Source organism: Nonomuraea sp. NPDC049624 (assembly GCF_040675255.1).
Taxonomy (GTDB): domain Bacteria; phylum Actinomycetota; class Actinomycetes; order Streptosporangiales; family Streptosporangiaceae; genus Nonomuraea.
Window position 1 is genome coordinate 166,406 of sequence record NZ_JBFAOR010000002.1, and the last position, 26,984, is coordinate 193,389.

Below are 26,984 nucleotides of genomic sequence, written 5' to 3' on the forward strand. Positions count from 1 at the left end.
AGCTTAGGCCCGGCCCCAGAAGCGGCGCAGGTGGGGGACCAGCTCGGCGGCCCGCTCGTCGGGGAAGAACAGCCGCCCGCCCTCGATCTCGACGACCTCCCGCACGCCGGGGATCGTGTCGCGCAGCCAGCGGGCCCAGCTCACGTCGAAGAACACGTCGCCGGTGCCCCACACGACCAGCGTCGGCACGGTGAGCACGGTGAGCCGCGGCTCGATGGCGACCATGTCCGCGGCGTCGATCGAGGCCAGCAGGCGTTCGAAGGCGCGGCCGCCGTCCGGCTTGGCCAGGATCGGGCGCAGGTAGGCGTCCACCAGCTCGGCGGGGTCGTCGATGTGCTCGTAGCCGGCGCCCAGGGCGGTCCCGGCCAGCAGCTCGGGGTGGTCCAGCACGGCGGCCACCAGCCCGGCCAGCTCGCCCCTGACGGCCAGCTCCACGGTGTCCTTGAACGCCTCCGGCGGGGTGTTGGTGTGCACGTCGCAGTTGGTGAGGGTGAGCGAGCGCAGGCGTCCGGGGTGGCGCACCGCGAAGACCTGGGCGACGGCGCCGCCGGTGTCGTTGGCCACGAGGTCCACCTCGTCCAGGCCGAGCCCGGCGCACAGCTCCTCCACGGCCTCGGCCAGCGCGGGGATGGACAGGTCGTCACGCGGCTCGCTGCCGCCGTGCGCGGGCAGGTCCAGGGCCACGCAGCGGCGCTCGTCGCGCAGCTCGGCGATGACGTTGCGCCACAGGTACGAGCTGGTGCCCACGCCGTGCACGAACAGGGTCACCGGGCCCCGGCCCACGTCCACGTAGGTGATGCCGTCCATGCCGACTCCCTCTCGATTACAGACCGACTGTCGGTCTAGGAAATTACCGACCGTTGGTCGGTTTGTCTAGAGTGAGGGCATGAACCTCAAGGCGGAGCGCGGCGCGGCCACCCGCGACAAGGTCCTGGCCATCGCCACGCGGCTGTTCGCCGAGCGGGGCTACGACGACACGTCGATCGAGACCGTGCTCCAGGAGTCGGGGCTGAGCCGCGGAGCCCTCTACCACCACTTCGCGGGCAAGGACGCGCTGTTCGAGGCGGTGCTGGAGGCCACGGAGTCGGCCATCGGCGTCAAGATCGCCGAGGCGGTGCGCGGCATCGCCGACCCGGCGGCGGCGCTCCTGGCCGGCGCGCTGGCCTGGGTCAGGCTGGCGGGCGATCCGGTGATCCGGCGCATCGTGCTCATCGACGCGCCCGCGGTGCTGGGCTGGGAGAGCTGGCGGGCGATGGAGGAGCAGTACTCGTTCGGCATGCTGAAGGCGGCCCTGCAGGCGACCAGCGCGGTGCCCGACGCCTACGTCGACCTGCACGCCCACATGCTGCTGGCCGCCGTCAACGAGAGCGCCCTGCTGGTCGCCAGGGGCGGCGACACGGCGACGGCGGAGGCCGCCGTGGAGGAGTTCCTGCGCCGCGTGCTCAAGCCGTAGCAGGCCCTCAGGGCGCTACGACACGGCGCCGGAAACGGCGGCGCCGCCCGGGAGGCCGGGCGGCGGGGCCGGAAACGCGGAGAAAGGTCAGGCGGCGGCGTTGGCCATGCGGCGCAGCCGGGCCAGGGCGTCGCGCTCGATGCGGCGGGCGCGGTCGCGGCCGATGCCGTAACGCTCCCCCACCTCGGTCAGCGTGTGCTCGCGCCCGTCGACCAGCCCGTAGCGCCAGCGCAGCATCTCGCTGGTGTCGCCCTCCAGGCCGGTGAGCCACTGGTCGAGCCGCTCGCGCTCAAGGATGTCGATGGCCTGCTGCTCGGGGTCGGCCCACGTCTCGTCGGCGATCATGTCACCGAGCTCGGTCTCGTCCTCGTCACCCACGCCGAGCTGCAGCGACACCGGGTCGGACGCCCAGCGGCGCAGCTCGCGCACCCGCTCGATCGGCAGTTCGAGGATCTCGGCGAGGTCGCCGTCGGTCGGCTCGGCGTCGAACTCGGCCAGCATGTCGCGGCGCACCCGCATCAGCCGGGTCATCTGCTCGCCGGCGTGCGTCGGCAGCCGGACCGGACGGGCCTGCTCGTGGATGGCCCGTCCGACCGACTGCCTGATCCACCAGGTCGCGTAGGTGGAGAACTTGTACCCCCGGCGGTAGTCGAACTTCTCGACCGCCCGGACCAGGCCCAGGTTCCCCTCCTGGACCAGGTCGATGAGCGGCATCCCCCGGCCCGAGTACTTCCGGGCCACCGCCACCACCAGGCGCAGGTTGGCCTGGATGAACTCGTCCTTCGCACGCTGGCCCGAGACGGCCAGGCGCTCCAGCTCCTCGTCGGCCGCGTCCCCGATGCGCGGCTCGGAGCCTCCGCTGTCAAGAAGCTGCTCGGCGAACAGGCCCGCCTCGATCCGCTTGGCGAGCTCCACCTCTTCCTCCGCCGTGAGCAGCGGGACCCGGCCGATCTCGGCCAGATACGTCCCCAGCAGGTCGCGGTCAGCGACGTGCTGCTCCTGCGTGCGACTCCCCGTAGGCCTTGCCATCCCCTGGCACCTCGTTCCGCAGCTGCGTCCTATACCCGGCCAACGTCCGGCCGGAAGCAAAGATTCCCTAAACAGCTACGCCACAGGGAGGGTCTTAAACGTCCTCCTGAAGGAGGAGACCGGACTGAAACACCTGGTGGACAAGGGGAACACCGGGCCGGTACGCCAGATGGACGTAGGAGGGGGCGTCGAGGACGACGAGGTCCGCGCGGGCTCCCTGACGCAGCCACCCCACGTCCGTGCGGCGCAGCGCGCGGGCCCCGCCGTACGTGGCCGCCCGCACCGCCTCCAGCGGCGTCATCCCCATCTCGCGCACCGCCAGCGCCACGCAGAACGGCATCGAGGAGGTGAACGACGAGCCCGGGTTGCAGTCGGTGGCCAGCGCGACCGTGACGCCCGCGTCGATGAGCCGCCGCGCGTCGGGATAGGGCGAGCGGGTGGAGAACTCGGCCCCCGGCAGCAGCGTCGCCACCGTCCCGCTCGACGCGAGGGCGTCGACGTCGGCCGCCGACAGGTGGGTGCAGTGGTCGGCCGAGGCCGCGCCCAGGTCGCAGGCGATGCGCACGCCGGGCCCCTCGGTGAGCTGGTTGGCGTGCACCCGGGGCTGGAGCCCGGCCTTGATCCCGGCGTTCAGGATCTCCCTGGTCTGGTCGCCGTCGAACGCGCCGCGCTCGCAGAAGACGTCGACCCATTTGGCGTACGGGGCGCAGGCGTCGAGCATCTCGCCCGTCACCAGCCGGACGTAGTCGTCGGCGTCGGCGCCCTCGGGGACGACGTGCGCGCCCAGGTAGGTGGTTTCGTCGGTGAGGGTGGTGGCGATCTCCAGCGAGCGGCGCTCGTGCTCGGCGGAGAGCCCGTAGCCGCTCTTGATCTCCACCGTGGTGGTGCCCTGGGCGAGCATCTCCGCCACCAGGGCGCGGGCGTGCGTGGCCAGGTCGGCGTCGCTGGCCGCGCGGGTGGCGGCGACGGTCGTCCTGATGCCCCCGCCGGTGTACGGCTGCCCGGACATGCGGGCCTGGAACTCGGCCGTACGGTCGCCGGCGAACACCAGGTGGGCGTGGCTGTCCACGAACCCGGGCAGCACGGCGCGGCCCCCGGCGGCCACGCGCTCGTCGGCGGCGGGCGCCCGGGCGGCGGGGCCGACCCAGGCCACCAGGCCGTCCTCGACGACCAGCGCCGCGTCGGTGATCTCCTCGCGCTCGGGGTCGCCGGTGTAGAGCAGCCCGATCCCGTCGATCAGCGTGGTGGTCATCGCACCTTTCCTATCGCCTCGGAGAGCATGTGCCCGACGTCGCCCAGCTCGTGGCGGCCCTGCGCGACCACCCTGCGGCCGCCGGAGACCACCGAGTGCACGTCGGAGGCCGTCGCCGCGAACACCACGGCCTCCAGCCCGCCGATGCCCGCCGTGCGCACCGAGTCGAGCCGGACCGACACCAGGTCGGCCCACGCACCCGGGATGAGCCGGCCGGCGTCGGCGAAGCCGAGCGAGGTGTGCCCGGCGCCGGTGGCGGCGGTGAGCAGGTCGGCGGCGCTCCAGTGGCCGCGCCGCTCGCTGGTCAGCCGCTCGTCGAGCTCGACCGCGCGGGCCTCCTCGAACAGGTCGATCACGGCGTGGCCGTCGGAGCCGAGCGTGATCGGGGTGCCGCGGTCGGCCGCCGCCCTGGCCGGGCCGACGCCGTCGGCGAGGTCGCGCTCGGTCGTGGGGCACATGCAGATGTACGTGCCGGACTGGCCGAGCAGCTCCACGTCGGAGTCGGTCAGGTGGGTGGCGTGCACCGCGGTCGAGCGCGGGCCCAGCACGCCGCGCTCGTGCAGGATCTGGACCGGTGTGGCGGCGTACGTCTCGGCGCAGGCGGCGTTCTCGGCGCGCTGCTCGGAGACGTGCGCGTGCAGCGGGGCGCCGTGCCGGTGGGAGAACTCGGCCACCACCGGCATCTGGTCGGGCGGCACCGCGCGCACGGAGTGGACGGCGGCCCCGATCTCGACGTCGTGCTGCCCCTCGTAGGCGGCGGCCAGCTCGTCGGCCCTGGCCGCCCAGCCGTCGGCGCTGCCGTCGCTGAAGCGCAGCTGGGTGCCCGACAGCGGCACGCCGATGCCGCCGGACAGGTAGCAGGTGTCGAGCAGCGTGATGCGCAGCCCGGCCTCGCGCGCGGCCTGGACGAGCGCGTGGCTCATCACGTTCCTGTCCTCGTACGGGCGGCCGCCGGGGCCGTGGTGCAGGTAGTGGAACTCCCCCACGCAGGTCACCCCGGCCAGCGCCATCTCGGCGTAGACGGCCCTGGCGAGCTGGAAGTAGGTGTCGGGGTCGAGCTTGCCCGCGACCTCGTACATCTGGTCGCGCCAGGTCCAGAAGTCGCCCTTGCCGCGCTGGGTGGCGCCGCGCAGGGCCCGGTGGAAGGCGTGGGAATGGGCGTTGGCCAGGCCGGGGATGGTCAGGCCCGGCAGCCGCTCGGCCGAGCCGGGCTCACCCCGCCCGATCCGGGCGATCCGGGCGCCCTCGACCTCGATGAGCACGCCGTGGGCGACCCCGTCGGGCAACCAGGCCTGCTCGCACCAGTAGGTCAGCGACACAGATCCTCCAGCACGTCCGCGAGTGCCACCACTCCCGCATGGCAGTCTGCCTGGTCGGCGTGCTCCTCGGGGGAATGGGACACGCCGGTGGGGTTGCGTACGAACAACATCGCGCTCGGGACGCCCGCCGTGGCCAGGATTCCGGCGTCGTGGCCGGCTCCGGTCGGCAGGATCGGCGCGGGCGTGTCGCCGCCGGCCACGCGGGCCAGCCGGTCCCTCAGCGCCGTGCCGAAGGCGACCTCGGGGGTCCACGACTCCTCGCGCACGTCGGCGCCGGCCGCCGCGGACAGCTCCTCGACCAGGGCGCGCACCGCGGGCTCCGCCGGGCCTCGGGCGTCCAGCCAGGCCGTGACCAGGCCGGGGACGGCGTTGGCGTTGCCGGGCGAGACGCGGGTCTTGCCGACCGTGGCCACCACGTCGTGCCGCTCGGCGGCCTCGCGGGCGGCCAGCACCAGGCGGGCGAAGGGCAGCATCGGGTCGTCGCGGTCGGCCAGCCGGGTGGTGCCCGCGTGGTCGGCCCTGCCGTGGAAGTCGAACCGCCACCGGCCGTGCGGCCAGATGGCGCTGGCCACGCCCACCGGGCGGCCCTCGTGCACCAGGCCGCGGCCCTGCTCGACGTGGAGCTCGACGAACGTGCCGACGGTGGCCAGGGTCTCGGCGTCGTGGCCGACGTCCGCCGGCTTGCGGCCGGCCCGCGCCATGACGTCGGCCAGCGTGTCGCCCTCGTCGTCGGTGAGGGCGAGCGCGCGCTCGGGCGTGAGCGCGCCGGTGAGCAGCCGGGAGCCCATGCACGGCACGCCGAACCTGGCCCCCTCCTCGTCGGTGAAGCAGGCGACGCCGATCGGCCGGCCCGGCGTTACCTGCCGTTCGCGCAGCAGGTCGAGGGCGGCGAAGGCGGACACCACGCCGAGCGGGCCGTCGTAGGCGCCGCCGTGGCGCACGGAGTCGAGGTGGCTGCCGGTGACCACGCCCGGCCGCCGCGACGGGTCGCCCCACCAGGCCCAGAGGTTGCCGTTGCGGTCTTCCCGCAGGTCGAGCCCGCGGCGCGCGGCCTCGCCCGCGAACCACCCGCGTAGCTCCATGTCGGCGGCCGACCAGGCGTCTCTCACGTATCCGCCGGAGCGGGGATCTCGTCCTATGTGCGCGAGTGGTTCAAGCATGGGTCCACTGTAGTGAATGGATCCATTCAGATGTCAGTTGGCCGGGCCCGCGCTCGGTCTGATGGTCAGTTCGGTGAGGTGGGCGTCGGGTCCGGCGTTGATCGTGGCGAGCACGGCCCGCGCGACGCTCTCCGGGGTGAGGTACTTGTCCGGTTCGTACGCGCCGCCCTCCTGGGCGCGTACGCCGCGCTGCATGTCGGTGGCCACCCGGCCCGGGTAGACGGTGGTGACCCGCAGCTCGGGCTCCTCCAGGCGCAGCGCGTCGGCGAAGGCGCGCAGGGCGAACTTGCTGGCCGCGTACGAGGCCCAGTCGGGGTTGGCCCGCTGCCCCGCGCCGGAGTTCACGCACACGACCTGCCCCTGGGCGCGGCGCAGCGCGGGCAGCAGCAGCCGGGTCAGCTCGGCGACCGCGACGACGTTGAGCTCCATGGTCGTGCGCCAGTTGGCGGCGGGCTGGTCGGCGATCCGGCCGAGCAGCGCGATCCCGGCGCTGTGCACGAGCACGTCGAGCCGCTCGACGCCGCTGACGTCGGCCTCGGTGAGCCGGGTCAGCTCGACGGGCCAGGGCCGCGCGTCGGGCAGTTCGGCGGCCAGCGCGGCGAGCGCGGACTCGTCCCTGCCGCCGAGGATGACGTGATGCGTGGGGCCCAGCGCCCGTGCCACGGCCTCGCCCACACCACGGGAAGCGCCGGTGACCAGCGCAGTCGGTCGTTCAGTCATGGGGCCGAGTTTATGACCTTGACGGTTATACAAATTTGAGTACAAACTTGAGCACATGTCGGCGTCCACGCGTATCCTCATCCTCGGTTCCCTGCTCGACGGCCCCATGAACGGCTACGGCGTACGCCGCCGGCTGGAGATGATGGGGGCCGACACCTGGGCCAACGTCGCCTTCGGCTCGATCTACCACGGCCTGGGCAAGATGGCCGACGAGGGGCTGCTCGCGGTCGTCGAGGCCGGCAAGGGCGGCAAGGTCGTCTACGAGCTGACCGAGGCCGGCCGCTACGAGTTCCACCGGCTGCTCATGCACAGCTGGTCCGAGGTGAGACCCGTCGTCGACCCCTTCCAGGTCGCGCTGACGTTCATGCACCGGATGAAAAAGCAGGAGATTCTCGACGCTCTGCATGGCAGGATTCGGCAACTGCGACTGAACATCGAGACCATCGACCACGCGTACGGCACCAAGCAGCGCTACGGCGAGCCCCGCCACCTCGACGAGAACCTCCGCCTGACCCAAGCCATGCTCCAGGCCCAGCTCGACTGGGTCGAAGGCGCGATCGGCCGGGTCGAGAAGGACGAACTGCCCTGAGGAGAAAGATGATCATTGAGGCACGTGAGTTACGCAAGACGTTCACCACCAGGAGCCGCAAGGGCTCGCAGACCGTCGAGGCCGTGCGCGGCATAGACCTCGATGTCGAGAAGGGCGAGATCTTCGGCGTGCTCGGCCCCAACGGCGCCGGCAAGACCACGACGATCCGCATGCTGGCCACGCTGATCACGCCCGACTCCGGCACCGCCGTCGTCGCCGGCCACGACCTGCGCACGGAGCCCGAGGGCGTGCGCCGCCGGCTCGGCTACGTCAGCCAGGCGGGCGGCGTGGAGGACACCACGAGCGCCCGCGCCCAGATCATGATGGCCGCGAAGATCCACGGCGTGGCCGACCCGAGGCAGGCCACGGCCGACGTGCTCGACCGCTTCGACCTCGCCGACCTCGCCGACCGGCCCGGCCGCACGCTCTCCGGCGGCCAGAAGCGGCGGGTGGCCATCGCGCTGGGGCTGGTGCACGCCCCGCCGCTGCTCTTCCTCGACGAGCCCACCACCGGCCTCGACCCGCAGAACCGGGCGAACCTCTGGGACCGCATCAGGCAGCTCCGCGAGGCCGGCACGAGCGTGCTGCTCAGCACCCACTACCTCGACGAGGCCGACGCGCTCTGCGACCGGCTGGTGATCGTCGACCACGGGCGCATCGTGGCCGAGGGCACGCCCGGCGAGCTCAAGCGCGAGGTCTCCGGCGACGTCGTCACGCTGCGGCTGGCCGAGCCCGAGCGGGCCGCCGAGGCGCTCAGGCCCCTGGCCCGCGAGGTCCGCCTGGACGAGGACGCCCTGCGCGTCTACGTCGACGACGGCGAGCACACGCTGCCCGCGCTGCTGCGCGTCCTCGAGGAGCAGGGCATCGGCCTGCGCTCGATCGCGCTCGACCGCTCCACCCTCGACGACGTCTTCCTGGCCAAGACCGGCCGGTCCCTGCGCGACACCGGAGCCGCCGCATGATCCGCCACATCGCCCTGTTCACCGGTTACGAGCTGAAGAAGTCCTTCAGCAACCCCGTCTGGCCGCTGTTCGGCATCCTGCAGCCGGTGCTCTACCTGCTGATGTTCGCGCCGCTGCTCAAGGACCTGACGCCGGGCCACAGCACGGTCGACGCCCTGCGCATGTTCACGCCCGCGTCGATGATGATGATCGCCGTGTTCGGCTCGCTGTTCTCCGGGTTCGGCCTGATCGCCGAGCTGCGCAACGGCTCGCTCGAACGGTACGCCGTCAGCCCCGCCTGGCGGCCGGCCATCGTGCTCGGGCGGGTGGCCAAGGACATGGTCGTGCTGGTGTGCCAGGCGGTCCTGGTGCTGGTCGTGGCCGTGGCCATGGGCGTGCGGATCGGCGGCGTCGAGCTGGTGCTGGTGCTGGCGCTCATGGCGGCCACCGGGCTGTTCGCGTCCGGGTTGTCGCAGGGGCTGGCGCTGACCGTGCGCGACGAGAACGGCATGTCGCAGACGCTCAACCTGTTCATGTTGCCGATCATGCTGCTGGCCGGGCTGTTCATCCCGATCTCGTTCGCGCCCGGCTGGATGCGGGCGATCGCGCCGGTCAACCCGCTCTACCACGCGGTCGAGGCCGGGCGGGCGCTGTTCGCCGGGCGGCTCGGCGACTCGTCGATCCCGATCGCGTTCGCGCTGTTCATCGTGCTCGCGGTGCTCACGACGCTGTGGTCGATGCGGTCGCTACGCAGGATCGCCGGGTAGGAACGTGCCGGCCTCGTCGGTCATCCGCTCGTACTCCTCCAGCCTGGCCCTGGTACGCAGCGGCGCGGCGTCGGCCATGGCCTCGACCAGGGCCATGGCCAGGGCCAGGGGGGCCGCGTGGGAGTCGAACACCAGGCGGTCCCCGACCGGGCCGTCGAGCACGACCTCGGCCGGGAAGTCCGGCCTGTCGGTGATGGCGGCGACGCGCAGGCCGAGCTTCCCGGCGTACTCAAGCGCCTGCACGACCTCGGCCGGGTAACGCGGGAGCACCACCGCCACCACCCACTCCGCGCCCGCCCGCCGCGCCGCGTGCAGCCCCTCGACCAGCTCCGAGCCGCCGTGGGTGAGCAGGCGCACGTCGGGGTGGATGCGCCTGGCGTAGTAGGCGAAGGTGGTGGCCAGGCCGCAGGAGACCCGCAGGCCCAGCACCGGCAGCGGCTCGGTGGCGGCGAGCTGCTCGCCCAGCTCCTTGAGCGGGAGGGCGGCCAGCCGCTCGCGGACGACGGCGAGGTTGCGGATCTCGCTGTCGATCGCGTTGCGCAGCAGGCTCTCCTGGGGCGCGACCACGCCGCCGCCGAGCACCAGCGGGCGCAGTGCCTGGCGCAGCTCGGGATAGCCGGCGAAGCCGAGCACCATGGCGAACCTCGTCACCGACGGCTGGCTGACCCCGGCCCGCTCGGCCAGCTCGACGCTGGACAGGAAGATCGCCTCGTCGAGGTGCTCGCCCAGGTAATGGGCGATCCTGCGCTGCACCGGCGACAACCTCCGGCCGTCGAGCAGCACGCCGAGCCCACCGTGATATCCGTCAGCCACGCCACCTCCAACACTTCGCCACCGGCATTCTCATCCCCCGCGCCGCGCGGGGGACGGCGACGGCGGCGTCAGGACTCGCGCATGGGGATGCGCACGCCACGGGCCTCGGCCACCTCGGCGGCCTCCTGGTAACCCGCGTCGACGTGCCGCATCACGCCGGTGCCCGGGTCGTTGGTGAGCACGCGGTTGAGCTTCTCCCCGGCCAGCGCGGTGCCGTCGGCGACCGTGACCTGCCCGGCGTGGATGGACCGCCCGATCCCCACGCCGCCGCCGTGGTGGATGGACACCCAGGCCGCGCCGGAGGCGGTGTTGAGCATGGCGTTGAGCAGCGGCCAGTCGGCGATGGCGTCCGAGCCGTCGGCCATGGCCTCGGTCTCCCGGTACGGCGAGGCCACCGACCCGCTGTCCAGGTGGTCGCGGCCGATCACGATCGGCGCCTGGAGCTCGCCGGAGGCCACCATGTCGTTGAACCGCTCGCCCGCGACGTTGCGCTCGCCGTAGCCGAGCCAGCAGATGCGCGCGGGCAGGCCCTGGAAGTGCACCTTCTCGCCGGCCTGCGCGATCCACCTGGCCAGCGGCTCGTTGTCGGGGAACAGCTCCAGGATCGCGCGGTCGGTCGCGGCGATGTCGGCCGGGTCGCCGCTCAGCGCGGCCCACCGGAACGGCCCCTTGCCCTCGCAGAACAGCGGCCTGATGTACGCCGGCACGAACCCGGGGAAGTCGAAGGCCCGCGTGTACCCCGCCAGCTGGGCCTCCCCGCGGATGGAGTTGCCGTAGTCGAACACCTCGGCCCCGGCGTCCTTGAAGCCGACCATGGCCTCGACGTGCCGGGCCATCGACGTGCGCGCCCGCTCGGTGAAGCCGGCCGGGTCCTTGTCGCGTTCGGCGCCCATGTCCTCGAAGGCGACGCCGACCGGCAGGTACATCAGCGGGTCGTGCGCGGAGGTCTGGTCGGTGACGATGTCGATCTCGGCGCCCGCGGCCAGCAGCTCCGGCAGGGCCTCGGCGGCGTTGGCCACGACGCCGATGGACAGCGGGCGGCGCGCGTCGCGGGCCTCGTAGGCCAGTCGCAGCGCCTCCTCCAGGGAGGCCGCCTGTACGTCGAGGTAGCGGTGCTCGATGCGGCGGGTGACCGAGCGGGGGTCGCAGTCGATGCAGATCGCGACGCCGCCGTTCATGGTGACGGCCAGCGGCTGGGCGCCGCCCATGCCGCCGAGGCCGGCCGTGAGGGTGATCGTGCCGGCCAGCGAGCCGCCGAACCGCTTGGCGGCGACCGCGGCGAACGTCTCGTACGTGCCCTGGAGGATGCCCTGGGTGCCGATGTAGATCCACGAACCGGCGGTCATCTGGCCGTACATGGTGAGGCCGGCCGCCTCCAGGCGGCGGAACTCCTCCCAGTTGGCCCAGTCGGGGACCAGGTTGGAGTTGGCGATGAGCACCCGGGGGGCCCACTCGTGGGTGCGGAAGACGCCCACCGGGCGGCCCGACTGGACCAGCAGCGTCTCGTCGCCCTCCAGCGTGGTCAGGGTCCTGACCATGGCGTCGAAGGAGGGCCAGTCGCGGGCGGCCCGGCCGGAGCCGCCGTAGACGACCAGCTGCTCGGGGTGCTCGGCGACCTCGGGGTCCAGGTTGTTCTGGAGCATGCGGAGCGCCGCCTCCTGCGGCCACCCCTTCGCGGTGATCGTGGTGCCTCGCGGTGCGCGCACGCTGCGGCTCATGGTGACCCTCCTGAATGAACACATTCACCTTTGTCACCCGAAGACTACGGTGGACCGCGTCCAGCGGTCCACCGCAGGCAGCAGGCAAAGTCTGCGCCTACGGTCCCCGCAACTTCCAGCGGTCCACCGCAGGCGCCAGGCGAAGCCTGCGCCTACGGTCCCCAAAGCGTTAAGCGGCCCACCGCAGGCGTCAGGCGAAGCCTGCGCCTACGGTCCCCGTCAGTGTCCAGCGGCCCGCTGTCTTTGGTCAGCTCGTGAGGAACTGGGTGGCGGCCAGTTCGCGGTAGAGGTCGTCGCCCGCGACGAGTTCGGCGTGGGTGCCGACCGCCCGTACGCCGCCCGCCTCCATCACCACGATGCGGTCGGCGTTCGTCACGGTGGACAGCCGGTGGGCGATGACCAGCACGGTCGTCTCGGCCGCCACCTCGGCGATGACCTCGCGCAGCCGCAGCTCGTTGACCGCGTCGAGCTGGGACGTGGCCTCGTCGAGCAGCAGCAGCCTGGGCCTGCGCAGCAGCGCCCTGGCGATGGCGACCCGCTGCCGCTCGCCGCCGGACAGCAGCACGCCGCGGTGCCCCACGGCCGTGTCGAGCCCTTCGGGCAGCCGGGCGACCAGGTCGTCGAGCCGGGTGCGGGTGACGGCGCGGCGCAGCTCGTCCTCGGTGGCGTCCTGGGCGGCGAAGAGCAGGTTCTCGCGCAGCGTGCCGGCCAGGACGGGGGCGTCCTGCTCGACGTAGCCGAGCGCGGCCCGCAGCTCGCCGAGCGGCCAGTCGCGGATGTCCCGGCCGCCGATGGAGATCAGGCCGTCCTGGTGCTCGTAGAAGCGTTCGAGCAGGGCGAACACCGTGGACTTGCCCGCGCCCGACGGCCCGACGAGCGCCGTGAGCCCGCCCGCGGGCACCTCGAAGGTGACGCCGTCGTGCACGGCGGGACGGTCGTCGCCGTACCGGAAGACGACGTTCTCGAACCGCAGGCCCACCGGCGTGCTCGCGGCCGGGACGGCGGCGCTGACCGGCTCGCCGGGCAGGTCCTCGATCTCCTTGATGCGCCGCATGGCGGCCAGCCCGTTCTGGAGCTGGACGGCGCCCTGCACGAGCTGCCCGATCGGCGGCACCAGGTAGAACAGGTAGAGCAGGAACGCGATCAGGGACGAGACCTCCAGCACGCCCGACGCCACCCGCGACCCGCCGACGGCCAGCACGCACAGGAAGGCGATCTGCACGGCCATCCAGGTCGCCACGCCGGCCAGCGACGTCCAGCCGGCCACCTGCAGCCCGCGGTCGCGGGCGCGCTCGGCCGCCTCCCCGACGACCGCGATCTCCCGCTCCTCCGCGCCGCTGGCCTTGACCGTCCGGTACGCCTGCAGCGCCCGGTCCAGCACCGCCCCCATCTCGCCGACGGCCTCCTGGGCCTGCGTCTGGGCCCGCTGGATGCGCGGCATGATGAGCGCGACCAGGCCGCCGATCACCACCACCACGAGCAGCGTGACCAGCAGCAGCACGCCGTCCATGGTGGCCATCATGACGATCGCGCCGACCAGCATGAACACCGCGCTGACCGACTCCACGATCCCGTTGGTCAGCACCGCGCGCAGCAGCGTCGTGTCACTCGTCACCCGCGACATCAGGTCGCCGGGCTTGAGCCGGTCGACGTCGGCGACCCTGAGCCGGAGCATCCGGTCGACGAGCCTGCGCCGGGCGCCCAGCACGACGCCCTCGCCGGTGCGTTCCATCAGGTAGTTGCCCCCGGCCGAGACGACGGCTCCGACGAGCACCGCCACGGTCAGTCCTAACAGCGGCGCGGCCAGCGACTGGTCCTCGCCGAAGGCGTCCACGACGTACTTGGCCAGCAGGGGCATCGCCAGCCCCGCCACCGAGCCGATCAACCCGAGCAGACCACCCGCGATCAGGACTTTCCGGTGCGGCTTGATGTAAGCCAGCAGCTCTTTGAGCACCCCGACTCCTCTCACGACATTTCTCGAAATTTCCCAACGAACGGCGCAGCGCGATCCGCACCGCCACGCCAGGGTCAACTTAGATTGACGACCAAAGTATGTCAACTTTCGTTGACGTCTCCTCCCTCGAGAAGGAGGAGCTAGGCGATCACCACCCCCTGGCACCGGGATCGGCGGCGGCCCTATAGTCATGTCCATGACTAGTCATGTTCTTGAGCGTCGCTGATGGCGTTACGGCATGCCGTGCTGGCGGCGCTGCTCGACGGCGAGTACAGCGGCTACCAGCTCACCAAGATCTTCGACGTGGGCGTCTCCAACTTCTGGTACGCCGCCCCCCAGCAGCTCTACGCCGAGCTGACCAGGCTGGAGGCCGACGGCCTGGTCACCGGCCGGGAGGTGGTCCAGCGCGGCCGTCCGAACAAGCGCCTGTTCTCGGTCACCCCGGCCGGCCTGGACGAGCTGGCCGCCTTCGCCGCCGCCCCGGCCAAACCGCTGCTGCTCCGCGACGACCTGGCCGTCAAGGTCCACGTCGCCGACCGGCTCGACCCGGCGACGCTGATCGCCCAGCTCCTCGACCGCGCCGGGGAGGCCGCCGCCAAGCTGGCGTTCTTCGAGAAGACCCTGCTGCGCCTGCGCGGCGACCGCGACGAGGAGTCGTTCCTGCGCGAGGGCGAGCGGGTCGGCCCCTACCTGTCCTGCCTGGCGGGCTGCCGCCTGGAGCGGGAGATGCGCGACTGGTGCCTGAGCACCGCCCGGACGCTCGGCGAGCGCGCCGCCCGCACCCCCGAGGAGAACCCGTGACCTACACCCGTTACGTCGCGCTCGGCGACAGCCAGACCGAGGGCCTCGGCGACGGCGACGACGTCCTCGGCCACCGCGGCTGGGCCGACCGGCTCGCCGAGCACCTGGCCCGCGGCAATCCCGGCCTGCTCTACGCCAACCTCGCCGTGCGCGGCCGGGTGGCCGCCGAGATCCGCGCCGAGCAGCTTCCCGCCGCGCTGGAGCTCCGTCCCGACCTGGCCACGGTGATGGCGGGCATGAACGACGTCATCCGTCCCGGTTTCGACGCCGCCGCCGTCGCGGCCGATCTGGAGCACATGTTCGCGGCGCTGACCGGGGCCGGCGCACGGGTGGTGACGGTGACGTTCCCCGACATCGGCCGGATCGCGCCGCTGGCCAGGCCGCTGCTGCCGCGGGTGCTCGACCTCAACGCCCGCGTCCGCGAGGCCGCCGCCCGGCACGGCGTGACGCTGGTGGACACCTTCCCCGACACGGCGGTGACCGACGCGCGGCTGTGGAGCCCCGACCGGCTGCACGCCAGCCCGGCGGGGCACGCCAGGTTCGCCGCGTCGGTGGCGTACGCGCTGGAGCTGCCCGGCAGCGACGACAGCTGGAACCTGCCGCTGCCCGTGCTGCCGCCGCCCGGCCGCCTGCGCACGGCGGCGGCCGAGGCCCGCTGGCTCGGCTCGTTCGCCGGGCCGTGGATCGCCCGGCGCCTGCGAGGCCGCTCGTCGGGCGACGGCCGGGCGTGCAAGCGCCCGGCGCTCGCGCCGGTGCTACCGCACCTGCCGGATCAGTCGACCTCGGGCAGGTCGGGGTCGTCGTAGTCGGCGTCGCCGTCGTCGGCCCTGCGCAGCTTGATGTCCTCGGCCCACTCCCGGGCGAAGGCGCGGATGTCGGCGATGTGCCGCTCGTCCAGGCCGTGGGCCTCGAAGCGTTCGTCGCTCATCAGCTCGACGAACTCCAGCCGCATGAGCAGCTCCTGCGGCGAGAAGTCGTCGAGGTGGACGGCGGCGAGACGTTCGAGGTCGCGGAAGGAGAACACGTGCGCCGCCGAGGCCGCGTCGGCGACGTCGGCGGGCAGCCCCCGCTCGTGCAGGTCGCGCACCCGCAGCCCGATCACGTCCGCCGGGGCCGCCACCGGCACGCCGTCGCACACGACCGGGGGTTCGCGCAGCGCCTCGCGGGTGAGGACGATCTCGGCGTCGCGCCCGCCGGCCGGGTCCGTGACGGCCAGGCGGGCCGCCCACGCGGTGCTCTCGGCGACCTCGGCGACCAGCCCGCCGGCGCGCAACGCGGCCACGACGTCGCCGGCCGCGGACGGCAGCGGCCGTTCGGCGGCGGTCACCAGGTCGAGGCCCTCGACCAGGCGGTCGGTGAAGCCGTGGGCCCGCAGGGCGTGGCCGCCCGCCAGCAGCAGCCCGTGCCGCTCGCCGGCCGGCGACAGGGCCCGCAGCAGGCGCTCGGGGAACGGCGGTAAGCGCATCAGAGCGCGACGGGGGACGCGAGCGGTGTCATGGGTCAAGTATGCCGACGGCCGCGCCGGCTGGAGGGCAGGTCGTGCCGCCCCGACAGGAACTCCTGGAACGCGATCTTGGCCCTGATGACCGGACGCCGCCAGCGTTCCTCACGGTGGACGGCGGTGGCCAGCTTGCGGGGCGAGCGTCCGCCGCGGAAGAACCAGCGGGCCCACGGCGAGCCGGGACGGGCCAGGCGCACGGCGCCCACCACGAGCAGTAAAGGCAGGAACAGCCCCGCCATCCCGGTCCAGATCTTGCCCTTGAGCAGCGTGATCACCGCCAGCGCGAGGTTGGCCACGATCAGCGCCGCCGGGTTGACCGGCGTGCCGTAGTCCCAGGTCAGGGGGCGCAGGCCGATGAGCAGCAGGCCGGTCACGGCGACGGCGATGAAGACCGCGTCGACCGAGGTGCGCCCCTCCTCCTCCCAGTAGACGTCGTGCAGGTGCAGGATCAGCGCGAACTCGTCCAGCACGAGCGCGGAGCCGACGCCGAACACGCAGGCGGCGACCACCTGACCGACCTGCCCGACCTGCCCGGCGCCGTTGACGATGAGCCCGGTCACGCCTCCGATGAGCATGAGCACGACGCCGAACACGACGTGGTGGATGTGCATCTCGCCCACGTTGACGTTGCGGAACCAGCCGACCTTGGCCCTGATCAGGCGGACGTTGATGCGGGTGGCGATGAACGCCACGATGAGCGTGACGAAGTAACAGAACAGCGGCAGCCGTCCCGTGGTGACGATGTTGCTCTGGAACCAGTTCCCCATGACCTTAGAAGTCGATGGTACGAGCCGGAACAGCCTTGTATGTCCGCTGCGGGAGGGCTCATGAGGCGGCTCTCGCCTGGAGGGCCCGTTCGTAGCCCTCGATGACGAGCTGCCGCCTGATGGTGTCGCGTACCTGGTCGAAGGGGGGCGCGCCGGGGGCCGCGGTGCGGGCGTACCGGTCGCGCAGGCGGCGTTCGGACAGGTCGAGGGTGGCCGCGTGCAGCTTGCCGAGCGCGGAGTCCAGCTCGGCGGCCCGCACCTGCGCGTAGGTGTACTGGTCGTAGGAGGGCACGCCCGGGATCGGGCGGCCGGAGCGCGCGGCCTGCGCGCGGCGGGCGTTCTCGGCGGCCAGCTCGCGCTGGAAGCCCTGCTCGCTGACGTCGGCGAGCAGGCCCGCCTCGCGGGCCCAGATCCGCCGCGCCTTGTCCAGCACGGCGGCCCGCACCGCCCGCTCCCTGAGCCGCCGCGCCGGGGTGACGCCGTCGCGGGGACGGTCCCAGAAGCCAGGACCGAGCCCCTGGGCGGCGAACTCGGAGATCACCTCGGCGCGCACGGTCTCGGCCGCCCGCAGCACCTCGGCCCCGCTCACCGGCTCCCCCTCGAACGTGACGACCGTGTCCCCGGGACGCATCCCGAGCACCTCCGCCACACCCGCGGACGCCGCCCGCGCGGGAACTTCGCCCCCGGCCTGTCTCCCCGACACCGCGATGCCGACGACGAGCACCCCGGCCAGGGCGAGAGCCGCCCACAGGACCCGCCCGCGCGCCGGGAACCCCGGACGCGGGCCGGACGCCCGGCGCGACCGGCCGGTGGCCTGGGTGCTCGTCACGGCGTCAGCTCGCGATCTTCATGTCGAAGACGTGGAGCCCCGCGTTCGCCAGCGGGCTGCCCGCCGGGAAGGTCACCGTGGCGACCGTCCTGGACGCGTCGAGCGGCACCGCGTAGCCGAACACCGACACGCCCGACTCGCGCGTCTGCCCGGTGGCCGGGTTCTTGTAGCTGGTCTGCGTCATGTTGTGGTAGTCGGCGCGGGCCACGAGCACGCCACCGGCGGGCGCGGTCGCGTCCCACTGGTCGCCGAACCTGACAGTCTTGTCCTCGGTCGTCCCGTCGGTGTAGGTGACCTTGAACACGCCCTCGCGGGCCTTCAGGCCACCGGCTCCGAGCAGGACCAGCCTGGCGCCCTGCCCCGGCAGCGCGACCGTCTGCCCGGCGGCCTTGACGTTGTCGGTCATGCCGTACGGGCGCGGGTGCCAGACGAAGTCGGCGCCGAGCACGTTCACGGTCCGGCCCGGCGTCAGGCCGGCCTTCTCCAGCGCCTGGCCGGAGTAGCTGCGGCCGCTCGTGGAGAAGCCGCCGGCGTTGGGGTTGAGGTCGGAGCTGACCGCGACGTTGTTGTACGCCTCCTCGACCGAGGCGGACACGACCGGCGCGGCGGCGGGCCCGTTGTAGGCCCCGCGCGAGACCGTGCCGGCGACCTGGTTGCCGAAGTAGTCGCGGTCGCCGAGACCGTCCACGACCGCGCCGGACGCGAGCGCGGGCGAGCCTTCGAGCAGCTTGTAGCCGTTCACGTCGGCGGCTCCGTCGGCGGTGCCGGGGGCGGCGAGCCCGGGGTCGGCCGTCACCGCGCGGGCGTCGGCCGCCGGCACGGCCACGCCGCCGTGGTAGACGTTGGAGTCGTAGCCGATGCCGGGGGCCGCGGGCAGCGTCCCGGACGGCGCGTAGAAGATGTTGTTGACGATCTTCGAGTTCGCGGTCGGCACGGCCACGTCGAGCTTCTGCGACGGGCAGAAGAACGTGTTGTTGTACAGCCACAGCGGGCTCGTGTTGTCGCCCGAGGCGTTGCCCGCGATGCGGCAGTCGTCCTGGGCGATGTTGAACCGCAGAATGGCGGTGGCCTTGTAGTTGGGGAACTCGGTGCAGCTCTGGCAGCCGAGGTAGAAGCCGCCGGCGTTGTCGTGCGAGTAGTTGTACTGGTAGACGCACGAGCCCTTGATGCCGCCGTCGCAGTCCCAGGCGGTGGAGTCGAAGATGGTGGGCCGCTGCCGGGTCACCTCGTTGAACTGAAATACCGGGTCAACAGAGTTGATCGGCCACATTCCCGCGAAGTTCCCGTCTACGTACGGGTATTTCCCGGCGCCGCCTTCGTCGAACAGGTTCTGCTCCACCAGCGGCCGGTCCGAGGCGTGCACCACGATGCCGTCGCCGCCGACCGCCCGGATGGTGTTGCGGGCGATGAGCACGTTCCGGTGGTAGTCGGTGCCCTTACGGCTGATCTTGATGCCGCCGCCGCCCGTGTCGTGCACGTAGTTGCCGGTGATCGTGATGCCGTCGAGGTAGCCGACCTTGCCCTCGGGCAGCGCCTGGATGCTGATGCCCGCCGAGTAGGCGAACCAGGAGCTGTTCGCCCCGGTCTTGTTGCCCCAGCCGGCGACGTCGGAGATCTCCAGGTCCCGCAGGACCAGTCCGGCCTTCGGCTCGGGGGTGGTGGAGTTGTACTGCACGCCGGTCCGCTTGGCCGTGGTGGCCGCCGGGTTGGTGACGTGCAGCTTCTCCAGCGTCACGTAGCTGTTGTCCACCAGGTGGACGGCCCACTCGCCGCCGTCGCCCTGGATGATCGGCTTGGGGCCCTCGCCGTAGGAGGTGAAGACGACGGGGTGGGCGGCCGTGCCGGAGCCGACGGGTTCGAGCCGGCCGGCGCAGACGGTCCCCGCCCTGAACTTGATCGTGTCCTTCTCGCGGAAGGTGATGGCGTTGACGTCCGCCAGACTGTTCAGCGGCCCGGCGGCGTTGCGCCCCGAGCCGCCGTCCGGCGCCTGGCAGTCGACGAAGAAGTTCCGGGCGGCGGCCGCTTCCGCGGGGGTGGCGACCAGTCCGGCCGCCACGACCAGGGCCGCGACTAACTGAAGGCGCATGTTTCCTCTCCGGGGGTGTTTCAGGCGAACTCTGAGCAGTTCAGAGCGGTTCAGAGGGCTTCAGAGGGCTTCAGAGGGGGCTTCAGGCGGACCGGGACAGCGTGCCGGGCTCGACGCCGTGCTCGAAGGGCAGGCCCTGGGCGTGCCGGGCCAGCTCGTCGAGCGCGAGGTCGGCCATCCTGGCCAGCTCGCCGCCCAGCGAGCCGGCGACGTGCGGCGTGACGAGCACGTTCGGCAGGTCGTAGAGGGGCGACTCGGCGGGCAGGAACTCCGGCTCGGTGTGGTCGAGCACCGCGTACAGCCGTCCGGAGGTCAGCTCGGCGACGAGCGCGTCCTGGTCGACCAGGGCGGCCCTGGCCGTGTTGATCAGCGTGGCGCCGTCGCGCATGGCGGCCAGCCGGCCGGCGTCGATCAGGTGGCGGGTCTCGGGCAGGTCGGGCGCGTGCAGGCTGACCACGTCGGAGCGGGCGACCAGCTCGTCCAGCCCGACCCGGCGCGCCCCCAGGTCCTCCGTCAGGTACGGATCGCTGACCAGCACCTCGAAGTCGAACGGCCGCAGCAGCTCGATCACCCGCCGCCCGATCCTGGAGGCCCCGACGACGCCGACCACCCGCCGGTAGTTGCCGAAGCCGGGGAAGCGGGCGTCCCAGTCGTCGTTGGCCCGCCGCGCCCGGTAGGCGCGGGCGATGTCGATCACCCGCTTGTTGGCGAACAGGATCGCCGCGAGCGTGAACTCGGCCACCGGCTCGGCGTTGGCCGAGGCGGCCGAGGAGACCACGATGCCGCGCTCCCAGCAGGCGTCGGTGACGTGGTGCTTGACCGAGCCGGCCGCGTGCACGATCGCCCGCAGCCGGGGCGCGCGGGCCAGCACCTCGGCGGTCACCGGCGGGCACCCCCACGAGGTGAGCAGCACCTCGGCCTGCGACAGGTCGGCGTCGTCGAACGCGGCGACCTCCGCCCGGACGTCGGCCACCCGGGCCAGCCTGGCCCGCACCTCGCCGGTGAGCAGGCGCCCGGCGACCTCGGCGGCCATGGCGACGACCGTCACCGGCTTGTTCATGTTCTCCCCCGAGAGCTCGTTCACTTGACGCTGCCCGCCGTCATCCCGGCCTTCCAGAACCGCTGCAGGGACACGAACACCAGCAGCAGGGGCACCACGGACAGCAGCGACCCGGTGATCACGAGGCTGTGGAACTCGGGGAAGGCGTTGCCCTGCTTCTCCCAGCCGTACAGGCCGAGGCTGAGCGGGTAGAGCCGCTGGTCGCTCAGCATGACCAGGGGCAGGAAGAAGTTGTTCCAGATCGCGGTGAACTGGAACAGGAAGATCGTCACGTACGCCGGCAGCAGCATGGGCAGCGCCACGGACACGAACGTGCGCAGCTCGCCGGCCCCGTCGGACCTGGCCGCCTCCAGCACCTCGCCGGGCACGTACCCGGAGGACAGCACCCGCGCCAGGTAGACGCCGAACGGATGCACCAGCACCGGCACGAACACCGACCAGAACGTGTTCACCACGCCGATCTTGGAGGCCAGCAGGTAGAGCGGCACGGCGGTGGCGGTGGTCGGCACCAGCACGCCGAGCAGCACCAGCCCGAACATCTTCTCCTTGGCGAACCAGGAGTACTTGTCGAAGGCGTAGCCGCACATCACGGTGACGAACGAGCTGACCGCCGCGCCGACGCCGGCGTACAGGACGCTGTTGAGGTACCAGCGGAAGAAGACGCCGTCGCCCTCCTGCGCGACCGCCCTGATGTTCTCGAACAGGTTGAAGCCGGCGAAGGAGAAGCCGGGCGTCGAGTACAGGTCGGACAGCGACTTGGTGGAGGCGAACAGCAGCCACGTCAGCGGCAGCAGCGTGTAGAGCGCGGAGATGATCAGCAGCACGTTGACCGTGGCGCGGGACATCCACTTCACCGGCGGTTCCCCCACTTCGTGACGGCGTAGGACAGCACGGCGGCGAGCAGCGCGAGCAGGATGGAGGCCGCGCCGGCCTGGCCGTAGTCGTTGTTGCCGAACGCCTCGTTGTAGGCGTACATGTTGGGCGTCCAGGTGCTGACGACGCCGTCGCTGACGTTGTCCAGCACCATCGGCTCGGTGAACAGCTGCAGCGAGCCGATGATCGTGAACAGCACGGTGGTGACCACGGCGCCGCGGATCAGCGGCACCTTGACCTGGAGGGCGACGCGCAGCGGGCCCGCGCCGTCCATCCTGGCCGCCTCGACGACCTCGGCCGGGATGGCCTGCAGCGCCGCGAAGTAGATGATCATGTTGTAGCCCACCCACTCCCACAGCGCGATGTTGACCACCGAGCCGAGCACGTGGTCGCCGCCGAGGAAGTCGACGTCGCCGAGCAGGTCCACGATGGGGCTGATGCCGGGCAGGTACAGGTAGAGCCAGATCAGCCCGGCGATCACGCCCGGCACGATGTGCGGCATGAACAGCGCGAGCTGGAAGAACTTGCCCAGCCTGGCCAGCCCGGAGTCCAGCAGCAGCGCCAGCGTGAGCGCGCCGCCGATCATCAGCGGGATGTACAGCACGCAGTAGCCGAGGATGACCAGGAAGCCGTCGGTGAAGGCGGAGTCCTTCAACGTGTCCAGGTAGTTGCCGAGCCCGACGAACACGGTCTCCGCACCGCCGAAGCCGAGCCCCGACGACTTCTCGCTGAACAGGCTGAGGTAGACCGCGTAGGCCAGCGGGGCCACGATCACGGCCGCGAACAGCGCGAAGAACGGCCCGACGAACAGCAGGATCGCCCCCCGCCGCCGCCACCCCTCGCCGCCGCGACCGCTTCCTACTGGAGGAGTCACAAGCTGCCTTTCGGTGGGTCGCGGCGGAGCCTGCGCTCCGCCGCGCGCGTCGTGCTACTGCTGGGCGACGTTGAGGCCGCGGCTCTTGATCTCGCCGACGGTGGCCGTCTGGGCGGCGTCCAGGACGCCGGGGATGGTGGTGCCGCCGCTGGAGACCTTGCCGAGGGCGTCCTTGAAGGTGGTCAGCGTCTGGACCATGCTCGGGCCCCACGTCCAGCCGGGCTGGATCGTCTTGTACGACTCCGCGAACAGCGCGTAGATGTCCTGGCCGCCGTAGAAGGAGGCGTCGAAGCTCTTGGCCGCGACCGGCACGAGGTCGGCGATGGCCGGGAAGCCGCTGGAGGTGCCCGAGGACAGGCGGGCGGTCCACGCCTCCTCCGAGCCGGTCAGCCACTTGACGACCTCGACGGCGGCCTTGGCGTTCTTCGACCCCTTGCTCACGCCGAACGTGGTGCCGCCGAGCATGCCGCTGGCCGGGGTGCCCCAGTTCGGGATCGGCGCGATGGCCCACTTGCCGGACTGGCCGGCGTGGTTGCCCTTCATGACGCCCGCGCCCCAGTTGGCGCCGACGTAGCCCCAGAGGGTGTCGTTCTCGAAGGCGGCGTTCCACTCCTGGCTGAAGGACGGCTGGACCTTCAGCAGGTCGTCCTTGATCAGGCCCTGCCAGTACTCGGCGACCTTCTTGCTGGCCTCGTCGTTGATCGTCACCTTCCAGGCGTCGCCCTCGGTGCCGAACCACTTGCCGCCCGCCTGCCACGACAGCGCGGCCAGCACGCTCGGGTCGTCGGGGAAGAAGGTGGCGATGCGGGACTTGCCGTCGGCCTTCTTGACCTTCTCGGCCGCGGCGCGGAAGTCGTCCCAGGTCTTGGGGACCTCGATCTTGTTCTTCTCGAACAGGTCCTTGCGGTAGAAGAACACCTGCGGCGCGGCGTCCATGGGCAGCGCCCACGCCTTGCCGCCCAGCTCGACCAGGCTGAAGACCTCGGCCGGGTACTTGGACTTGACGTCGGCCACATCGGCCGAGATGTCCTGGAGGGCGCCCTGGTTCACGAAGTCGGGCAGCTGCGGGTACTCCACGGACATGACGTCGGGGGCGTTGCCGGCCTTGACGGCGTTGGAGAACTTGGCGTAGCCGCCCGCGTTGCCCGAGGGGATCTCCTCGTACTTGATCTGGACGTCCTTGTGTGACTTGTTGAAGGCGTCCACGACCTGCTGGGTGCCCTTCGCCCAGCCCCAGAAGGTGACCTCGGCGGGCTTGCCCGCCTCGCCCGCGGGCTGCGCCGGCTCCGTGCTGCCGCACGCGGCGGCGAGCAGGCTCATACCGGCCAGCAGTCCGGCAATGCCGGCGCTCTTGCGTCCCATCGATGGCTCCTCATCGCTTTCGATCGATAAGGCATCATTCGCTCATATTCGATCGGTTGTCTAGAGAGAGGCCACAAATCGATCAATAACGAAATGGATGCGTAACGTCACGGACGCGGCGCGACCGTGGATTCCCGGACCCTCAGCTCGGGCAGCAGCGCCACGTGCTGGGCAGGGCGCCGCGGGCCCTCCTGGATCCGGCTCACCAGCAGGTCGACGGCACAGCGGCCGACCGCGGCCTTGGGGGGCGCGACGGCCGTGAGCGGGGGGTCGCTGAGCGCCGCCACCTCGTCATCGTAGGCGACCAGCGACACCTCTTCGGGAATGCGCACCCCTGCCGTGCGCAGGTGCTGGACCAGCAGCAACGTGTCCTCGTCGTTGTGCACCAGCATGGCCGTGACGCCGCCCCTGATCGCCGCGACCACGTCGGCCACCTGCTCGCGCGAGGGCCCCTCCTGCGCGACGTCGAGGTGCACGGGCTCGGCCAGCCCCAGGTCACGGACGGCGGCGAGGAACCCGTGCCGCACCCGGGGGGCCGTCGGGCTGTCCCGCGAGACCATGGCCAGGCGCCGGTGCCCGAGCTCGGCCAGGTGCCGCGCGCCGAGGAAGGCCCCGTGGGCGTGGTGGGAGGCCGCCGCGTCCAGCAGCGAGGCGGGCCCGCCCAGCTCGGCCCGCCGCTCGACGAGCACCGCCGGCACGCCCAGCTCGGCCAGCCAGCCCTCGTGCGAGGCGTCCGGCTGCCTGCTCGGGGTGAGCAGCAGGCCCTCGATGCCGGCCTCCACGAGCTGTCTGACCTGGGTGCGGTCCTCCTCGTCGTCGTAGCGCGAGACACCGAGGACGAGCCGCGCGCCCAGCCGTTCCGCCTGCTCGCGGGCGCCCCTGATGACGGCCGGGTAGTAGTAGGTGGCCGAGGGCACCAGCATGCCGAGGGTCAGGGAGCGCTCCCTGGTGGCGGCGGGCGCGGACTCGGGCCGGGTGATGCCGCCGTGCACACGGTTGACCAGGCCCTGGCCGGCCAGGTGCTCGACGTCCCTGCGCAGGGTGACCATCGAGACGTTGAGCCGGTCGACCAGCTCGGCCAGGCGTACGGAACCGCGCTCGCGCACCTCGCGCAGGATCAGTTCATGACGTTGTTCGGCGAACACCGCGACTCCTTCTGACTCGACCCTACGATCCTAGCGGGAAGTGCTTTCGTTTTTGAACGGATGCTTTCGTTCGATCAGGATGCTAAGGTCCCGGCCGAGACCGGACGTCCCTTGGAGTGCCGCATGTTCCCGCTTCCGCCGGAGGATCGAACGCTCAGCCCGTACACCGGCTGGACCCGCGCCCACTGGGCGGCGGTGGCCGACGGGCTGCTGGCCGCGGTGGAACCGTACCGCTCCGCGGACGGCGCCGTGATCACGTTGCCGGGACGCGAAAGCTGGTCGCGCTGCGACGGCCTGGAGGGGTACGCGCGCACCTTCCTGCTGGCCGCCTTCCGGGTGGCCGGCGGCGGCCCCGAGGAGCTGCTGGCCCCGTACGCGCGCGGCCTGGAGTCCGGCCCCGGCGTCTGGCAGCCGATCGAGGACCGCACCCAGCCCATGGTCGAGGCGGCCTCGATCGCCCTGTCCCTCTGGCTGACCCGCGAGCGCCTGTGGGACCGCCTGTCCCCCGCCACCCGCGACCGCGTCGCCGCCTACCTGGCCGGGGCCCTGCGGCACGAGCCGGTGGACAACAACTGGTGGCTGTTCCCCGCCATGGTGGGCGGCTTCCTGTCGGCCGTCGGCCTGCACGCCGAGGAGGCCGCCGCGGCGGTGGAGCGCGGCCTGGCCCGCATCGAGCCCTGGTACGCCGGCGACGGCTGGTACGCCGACGGCGACAACCGCTCCTTCGACCACTACAACGGCTGGGCCATGCACCTCTACCCGGCCCTGCTGGCCCACCTGTCGGGCCAGGGCTCCCCCGGGCCCCGCCTGCGCCGCTTCCTGGAGAGCTACGCCCTCACCTTCGACCAGGACGGCCGCATGCTCTACCAGGGCCGCTCCCTCACCTACCGCTTCGCCTCGGCGACCTCGCTCTTCGCCGGCGCCCTGCTGGACGCCACCCCGCTCTCCCCCGGCCAGACCCGCCGCATCGCCTCCGGCGTCCTGCGCCGGTTCCTCGACGAGGGCGCGCTCTCCCCCGAGGGGCTGCTCACGCTTGGCTGGCACGGCCCGCACGAGCCGTCGCTGCAGTCCTACTCCGGCTCGGCGTCGCCGTACTGGGCGTCGAAGGCGTTCCTCGGGCTGCTGCTGCCGGCCGGCCACCCGGTGTGGACGGCGCCCGAGGAGCCCGGCCCCACCGGCCTGGCCGCGCTGCCCGGTCCAGGACTGGTCGTCCAGCACACCGGCGACGTCGCCCGCCTGCTCAACCACGGCAGCCAGCACCACCCCGGCGACCCCCTGTACGACCGCTACGCCTACTCCACCCGCACCGCGCCGACCACGGGCGTCCCCGACAACCACTTCGGCGTGGTCGGCCCGGACGGCACGGTCGCCGGGCGCGGCACGATCACGCCCCGGGGTGCGGGCTCGGCGGGCGACCTGGCGTGGGCCGCGTCGGCGGGCGCCGGCGTGGAGAGCCTGAGCGTGGTCAGGGGGGCCGTCGAGGTGCGCGTCCATCGGGTCGCGCCGGGCTCGGCGGTCCGGCAGAGCGGCTGGGCGCTCGTCACGGCCGCCGCCCCGGCCGACCGGGCCTACCCGACCGACCTGGCCGACCTGGCCGACCCGGTCGGCGGGCCCGGCGCCCGGGTCCGGGACGGCGACGGGCTGGTCTCCGAGCTGGTCGCGGTGCGCGGCTACAGCCGGGCCCACGTCGCCGACGACCCCGAGGGCAGCGCCTTCGGAGCCCCGGCGGCCGTGCCCGTGCTGGAGGGGGTCGCGGCGGACGGCTGGGCGGTCAGCGCCGCCGTCCTGAGCAGCGCCCCGGCCGGCGCGGCGTCGGCGGCGGGTGACGACATCACGCCGAGCGTGCCGACGGCGGCGGCTGACGACATCACGCCGAGCGTGCCGACGGCGGCGGTGACGGCAGACGAGATCACGCTGACCTGGCCCGACGGCACCCGCCACACCTTCCAGGTCCGCGCCCCGGCCGCCTGA

At 72.3% G+C, this 26,984-nt stretch carries 25 protein-coding genes; 7 read left to right on the forward strand and 18 right to left on the reverse strand.

Going from position 1 to position 26,984, the window contains the following annotated elements; all coding sequences use genetic code 11:
* Nucleotides 1–3: 3 nt before the first annotated feature.
* Entirely contained in the window at nt 4–807 is an 804-nt protein-coding gene (locus AB0J76_RS07020) for an alpha/beta hydrolase (protein ID WP_352321398.1), read from the reverse strand.
* A gap of 79 nt (nt 808–886) precedes the next feature.
* Between AB0J76_RS07020 and AB0J76_RS07025 the strand changes: the two genes are divergently transcribed.
* Nucleotides 887–1,453, forward strand: coding sequence for a helix-turn-helix domain-containing protein (locus AB0J76_RS07025; RefSeq protein ID WP_352321396.1), 567 nt, complete (start codon nt 887–889; stop codon nt 1,451–1,453).
* An 87-nt stretch (nt 1,454–1,540) separates the two neighbouring features.
* On the opposite strand, the gene AB0J76_RS07030 is transcribed toward AB0J76_RS07025, so the two are convergent.
* The 5 genes from AB0J76_RS07030 to AB0J76_RS07050 form a co-directional block, all read right to left on the reverse strand.
* A complete protein-coding gene (locus AB0J76_RS07030; protein WP_352326838.1) occupies nt 1,541–2,482 on the reverse strand; it encodes a sigma-70 family RNA polymerase sigma factor in 942 nt (313 codons plus the stop codon).
* A gap of 94 nt (nt 2,483–2,576) precedes the next feature.
* Complete coding sequence (gene hutI, locus AB0J76_RS07035; RefSeq protein WP_352326837.1) at nt 2,577–3,734, reverse strand: imidazolonepropionase; 1,158 nt, start codon at nt 3,732–3,734, stop codon at nt 2,577–2,579.
* Nucleotides 3,731–5,053, reverse strand: a complete 1,323-nt coding sequence (locus tag AB0J76_RS07040) for a formimidoylglutamate deiminase (RefSeq protein ID WP_352326836.1) — start codon at nt 5,051–5,053, stop codon at nt 3,731–3,733. Before AB0J76_RS07040 ends, hutI begins: the two co-directional genes overlap by 4 nt.
* Nucleotides 5,044–6,213, reverse strand: coding sequence for an allantoate amidohydrolase (locus AB0J76_RS07045; protein ID WP_352326835.1), 1,170 nt, complete (start codon nt 6,211–6,213; stop codon nt 5,044–5,046). Before AB0J76_RS07045 ends, AB0J76_RS07040 begins: the two co-directional genes overlap by 10 nt.
* A gap of 33 nt (nt 6,214–6,246) precedes the next feature.
* The gene (locus AB0J76_RS07050; protein ID WP_352326834.1) at nt 6,247–6,933 is read right to left on the reverse strand and encodes an SDR family oxidoreductase; all 687 of its coding nucleotides are present in this window, start codon (nt 6,931–6,933) and stop codon (nt 6,247–6,249) included.
* Between the two features lie 55 nt (nt 6,934–6,988).
* Between AB0J76_RS07050 and AB0J76_RS07055 the strand changes: the two genes are divergently transcribed.
* Genes AB0J76_RS07055 through AB0J76_RS07065 form a run of 3 tightly spaced genes read left to right on the forward strand, consistent with a single transcriptional unit; the run spans nt 6,989 to nt 9,230 of the window.
* Nucleotides 6,989–7,522 carry a PadR family transcriptional regulator gene (locus tag AB0J76_RS07055; RefSeq protein WP_352326833.1) on the forward strand — a complete coding sequence of 178 codons (534 nt, stop codon included), beginning with the start codon at nt 6,989–6,991 and terminating at the stop codon, nt 7,520–7,522.
* Nucleotides 7,523–7,530: 8 nt separating this feature from the next.
* Entirely contained in the window at nt 7,531–8,484 is a 954-nt protein-coding gene (locus AB0J76_RS07060; protein WP_352326832.1) for an ATP-binding cassette domain-containing protein, read from the forward strand.
* On the forward strand, nt 8,481–9,230 hold the full coding sequence (locus AB0J76_RS07065) for an ABC transporter permease (RefSeq protein ID WP_352326831.1): 750 nt from the start codon (nt 8,481–8,483) through the stop codon (nt 9,228–9,230). Before AB0J76_RS07060 ends, AB0J76_RS07065 begins: the two co-directional genes overlap by 4 nt.
* Here the strand turns inward: AB0J76_RS07065 and AB0J76_RS07070 are convergent.
* The 3 genes from AB0J76_RS07070 to AB0J76_RS07080 all read right to left on the reverse strand — a co-directional run bounded on the left by AB0J76_RS07070 (nt 9,210) and on the right by AB0J76_RS07080 (nt 13,715).
* Nucleotides 9,210–10,043: a MurR/RpiR family transcriptional regulator gene (locus AB0J76_RS07070; protein WP_352326830.1), complete on the reverse strand. Its 834-nt coding sequence runs from the start codon at nt 10,041–10,043 to the stop codon at nt 9,210–9,212. The genes AB0J76_RS07065 and AB0J76_RS07070 overlap by 21 nt on opposite strands.
* Before the next feature lie 68 nt (nt 10,044–10,111).
* Nucleotides 10,112–11,761 (reverse strand): urocanate hydratase, encoded by a 1,650-nt coding sequence (gene hutU, locus AB0J76_RS07075; RefSeq protein ID WP_352326829.1) that lies wholly within the window; start codon nt 11,759–11,761, stop codon nt 10,112–10,114.
* 247 nt (nt 11,762–12,008) lie between these two features.
* Nucleotides 12,009–13,715, reverse strand: a complete 1,707-nt coding sequence (locus AB0J76_RS07080; protein ID WP_352326828.1) for an ABC transporter ATP-binding protein — start codon at nt 13,713–13,715, stop codon at nt 12,009–12,011.
* Between the two features lie 225 nt (nt 13,716–13,940).
* Between AB0J76_RS07080 and AB0J76_RS07085 the strand changes: the two genes are divergently transcribed.
* Both AB0J76_RS07085 and AB0J76_RS07090 read left to right on the forward strand, forming a co-directional pair.
* On the forward strand, nt 13,941–14,516 hold the full coding sequence (locus tag AB0J76_RS07085; RefSeq protein WP_352326827.1) for a PadR family transcriptional regulator: 576 nt from the start codon (nt 13,941–13,943) through the stop codon (nt 14,514–14,516).
* Complete coding sequence (locus AB0J76_RS07090) at nt 14,513–15,322, forward strand: SGNH/GDSL hydrolase family protein (protein WP_352326826.1); 810 nt, start codon at nt 14,513–14,515, stop codon at nt 15,320–15,322. The genes AB0J76_RS07085 and AB0J76_RS07090 overlap by 4 nt, the downstream gene beginning before the upstream one ends.
* Here AB0J76_RS07090 and AB0J76_RS07095 read toward each other — a convergent pair.
* The 9 genes from AB0J76_RS07095 to AB0J76_RS07135 form a co-directional block, all read right to left on the reverse strand.
* On the reverse strand, nt 15,289–15,981 hold the full coding sequence (locus AB0J76_RS07095) for a hypothetical protein (protein ID WP_364389064.1): 693 nt from the start codon (nt 15,979–15,981) through the stop codon (nt 15,289–15,291). The genes AB0J76_RS07090 and AB0J76_RS07095 overlap by 34 nt on opposite strands.
* 35 nt (nt 15,982–16,016) lie before the next feature.
* The gene (locus tag AB0J76_RS07100) at nt 16,017–16,784 is read right to left on the reverse strand and encodes a hypothetical protein (protein WP_352324979.1); all 768 of its coding nucleotides are present in this window, start codon (nt 16,782–16,784) and stop codon (nt 16,017–16,019) included.
* A gap of 58 nt (nt 16,785–16,842) precedes the next feature.
* On the reverse strand, nt 16,843–17,613 hold the full coding sequence (locus AB0J76_RS07105) for a hypothetical protein (RefSeq protein WP_352324980.1): 771 nt from the start codon (nt 17,611–17,613) through the stop codon (nt 16,843–16,845).
* Nucleotides 17,614–17,617: 4 nt separating this feature from the next.
* The gene (locus tag AB0J76_RS07110) at nt 17,618–19,699 is read right to left on the reverse strand and encodes a right-handed parallel beta-helix repeat-containing protein (protein ID WP_352324981.1); all 2,082 of its coding nucleotides are present in this window, start codon (nt 19,697–19,699) and stop codon (nt 17,618–17,620) included.
* Between the two features lie 82 nt (nt 19,700–19,781).
* Complete coding sequence (locus AB0J76_RS07115; RefSeq protein ID WP_352324982.1) at nt 19,782–20,783, reverse strand: hydroxyacid dehydrogenase; 1,002 nt, start codon at nt 20,781–20,783, stop codon at nt 19,782–19,784.
* Nucleotides 20,780–21,604 carry a carbohydrate ABC transporter permease gene (locus tag AB0J76_RS07120; RefSeq protein ID WP_352324996.1) on the reverse strand — a complete coding sequence of 275 codons (825 nt, stop codon included), beginning with the start codon at nt 21,602–21,604 and terminating at the stop codon, nt 20,780–20,782. Before AB0J76_RS07120 ends, AB0J76_RS07115 begins: the two co-directional genes overlap by 4 nt.
* A 5-nt stretch (nt 21,605–21,609) precedes the next feature.
* Entirely contained in the window at nt 21,610–22,506 is an 897-nt protein-coding gene (locus AB0J76_RS07125; protein WP_352324984.1) for a sugar ABC transporter permease, read from the reverse strand.
* A 54-nt stretch (nt 22,507–22,560) separates the two neighbouring features.
* Nucleotides 22,561–23,868, reverse strand: coding sequence for an extracellular solute-binding protein (locus AB0J76_RS07130; protein WP_352324985.1), 1,308 nt, complete (start codon nt 23,866–23,868; stop codon nt 22,561–22,563).
* 107 nt (nt 23,869–23,975) lie between these two features.
* Complete coding sequence (locus AB0J76_RS07135; RefSeq protein WP_352324986.1) at nt 23,976–25,013, reverse strand: substrate-binding domain-containing protein; 1,038 nt, start codon at nt 25,011–25,013, stop codon at nt 23,976–23,978.
* A 123-nt stretch (nt 25,014–25,136) separates the two neighbouring features.
* On the opposite strand from AB0J76_RS07135, the gene AB0J76_RS07140 reads away from it, so the two are divergent.
* The gene (locus AB0J76_RS07140) at nt 25,137–26,984 is read left to right on the forward strand and encodes a DUF2264 domain-containing protein (RefSeq protein WP_352324987.1); all 1,848 of its coding nucleotides are present in this window, start codon (nt 25,137–25,139) and stop codon (nt 26,982–26,984) included.

Excerpts from the sequence above, each read along its gene's own strand:
- AB0J76_RS07020 (WP_352321398.1), bottom strand. The coding sequence starts at position 807 with ATGGACGGCATCACCTACGTGGACGTGGGCCGGGGCCCGGTGACCCTG.
- AB0J76_RS07025 (WP_352321396.1), top strand. The coding sequence starts at position 887 with ATGAACCTCAAGGCGGAGCGCGGCGCGGCCACCCGCGACAAGGTCCTG.
- AB0J76_RS07030 (WP_352326838.1), bottom strand. The coding sequence starts at position 2,482 with ATGGCAAGGCCTACGGGGAGTCGCACGCAGGAGCAGCACGTCGCTGAC.
- hutI (WP_352326837.1), bottom strand. The coding sequence starts at position 3,734 with ATGACCACCACGCTGATCGACGGGATCGGGCTGCTCTACACCGGCGAC.
- AB0J76_RS07045 (WP_352326835.1), bottom strand. The coding sequence starts at position 6,213 with ATGCTTGAACCACTCGCGCACATAGGACGAGATCCCCGCTCCGGCGGA.
- AB0J76_RS07050 (WP_352326834.1), bottom strand. The coding sequence starts at position 6,933 with ATGACTGAACGACCGACTGCGCTGGTCACCGGCGCTTCCCGTGGTGTG.
- AB0J76_RS07055 (WP_352326833.1), top strand. The coding sequence starts at position 6,989 with ATGTCGGCGTCCACGCGTATCCTCATCCTCGGTTCCCTGCTCGACGGC.
- AB0J76_RS07060 (WP_352326832.1), top strand. The coding sequence starts at position 7,531 with ATGATCATTGAGGCACGTGAGTTACGCAAGACGTTCACCACCAGGAGC.
- AB0J76_RS07065 (WP_352326831.1), top strand. The coding sequence starts at position 8,481 with ATGATCCGCCACATCGCCCTGTTCACCGGTTACGAGCTGAAGAAGTCC.
- hutU (WP_352326829.1), bottom strand. The coding sequence starts at position 11,761 with ATGAGCCGCAGCGTGCGCGCACCGCGAGGCACCACGATCACCGCGAAG.
- AB0J76_RS07085 (WP_352326827.1), top strand. The coding sequence starts at position 13,941 with ATGGCGTTACGGCATGCCGTGCTGGCGGCGCTGCTCGACGGCGAGTAC.
- AB0J76_RS07095 (WP_364389064.1), bottom strand. The coding sequence starts at position 15,981 with ATGCGCTTACCGCCGTTCCCCGAGCGCCTGCTGCGGGCCCTGTCGCCG.
- AB0J76_RS07100 (WP_352324979.1), bottom strand. The coding sequence starts at position 16,784 with ATGGGGAACTGGTTCCAGAGCAACATCGTCACCACGGGACGGCTGCCG.
- AB0J76_RS07110 (WP_352324981.1), bottom strand. The coding sequence starts at position 19,699 with ATGCGCCTTCAGTTAGTCGCGGCCCTGGTCGTGGCGGCCGGACTGGTC.
- AB0J76_RS07120 (WP_352324996.1), bottom strand. The coding sequence starts at position 21,604 with ATGTCCCGCGCCACGGTCAACGTGCTGCTGATCATCTCCGCGCTCTAC.
- AB0J76_RS07130 (WP_352324985.1), bottom strand. The coding sequence starts at position 23,868 with ATGGGACGCAAGAGCGCCGGCATTGCCGGACTGCTGGCCGGTATGAGC.
- AB0J76_RS07140 (WP_352324987.1), top strand. The coding sequence starts at position 25,137 with ATGTTCCCGCTTCCGCCGGAGGATCGAACGCTCAGCCCGTACACCGGC.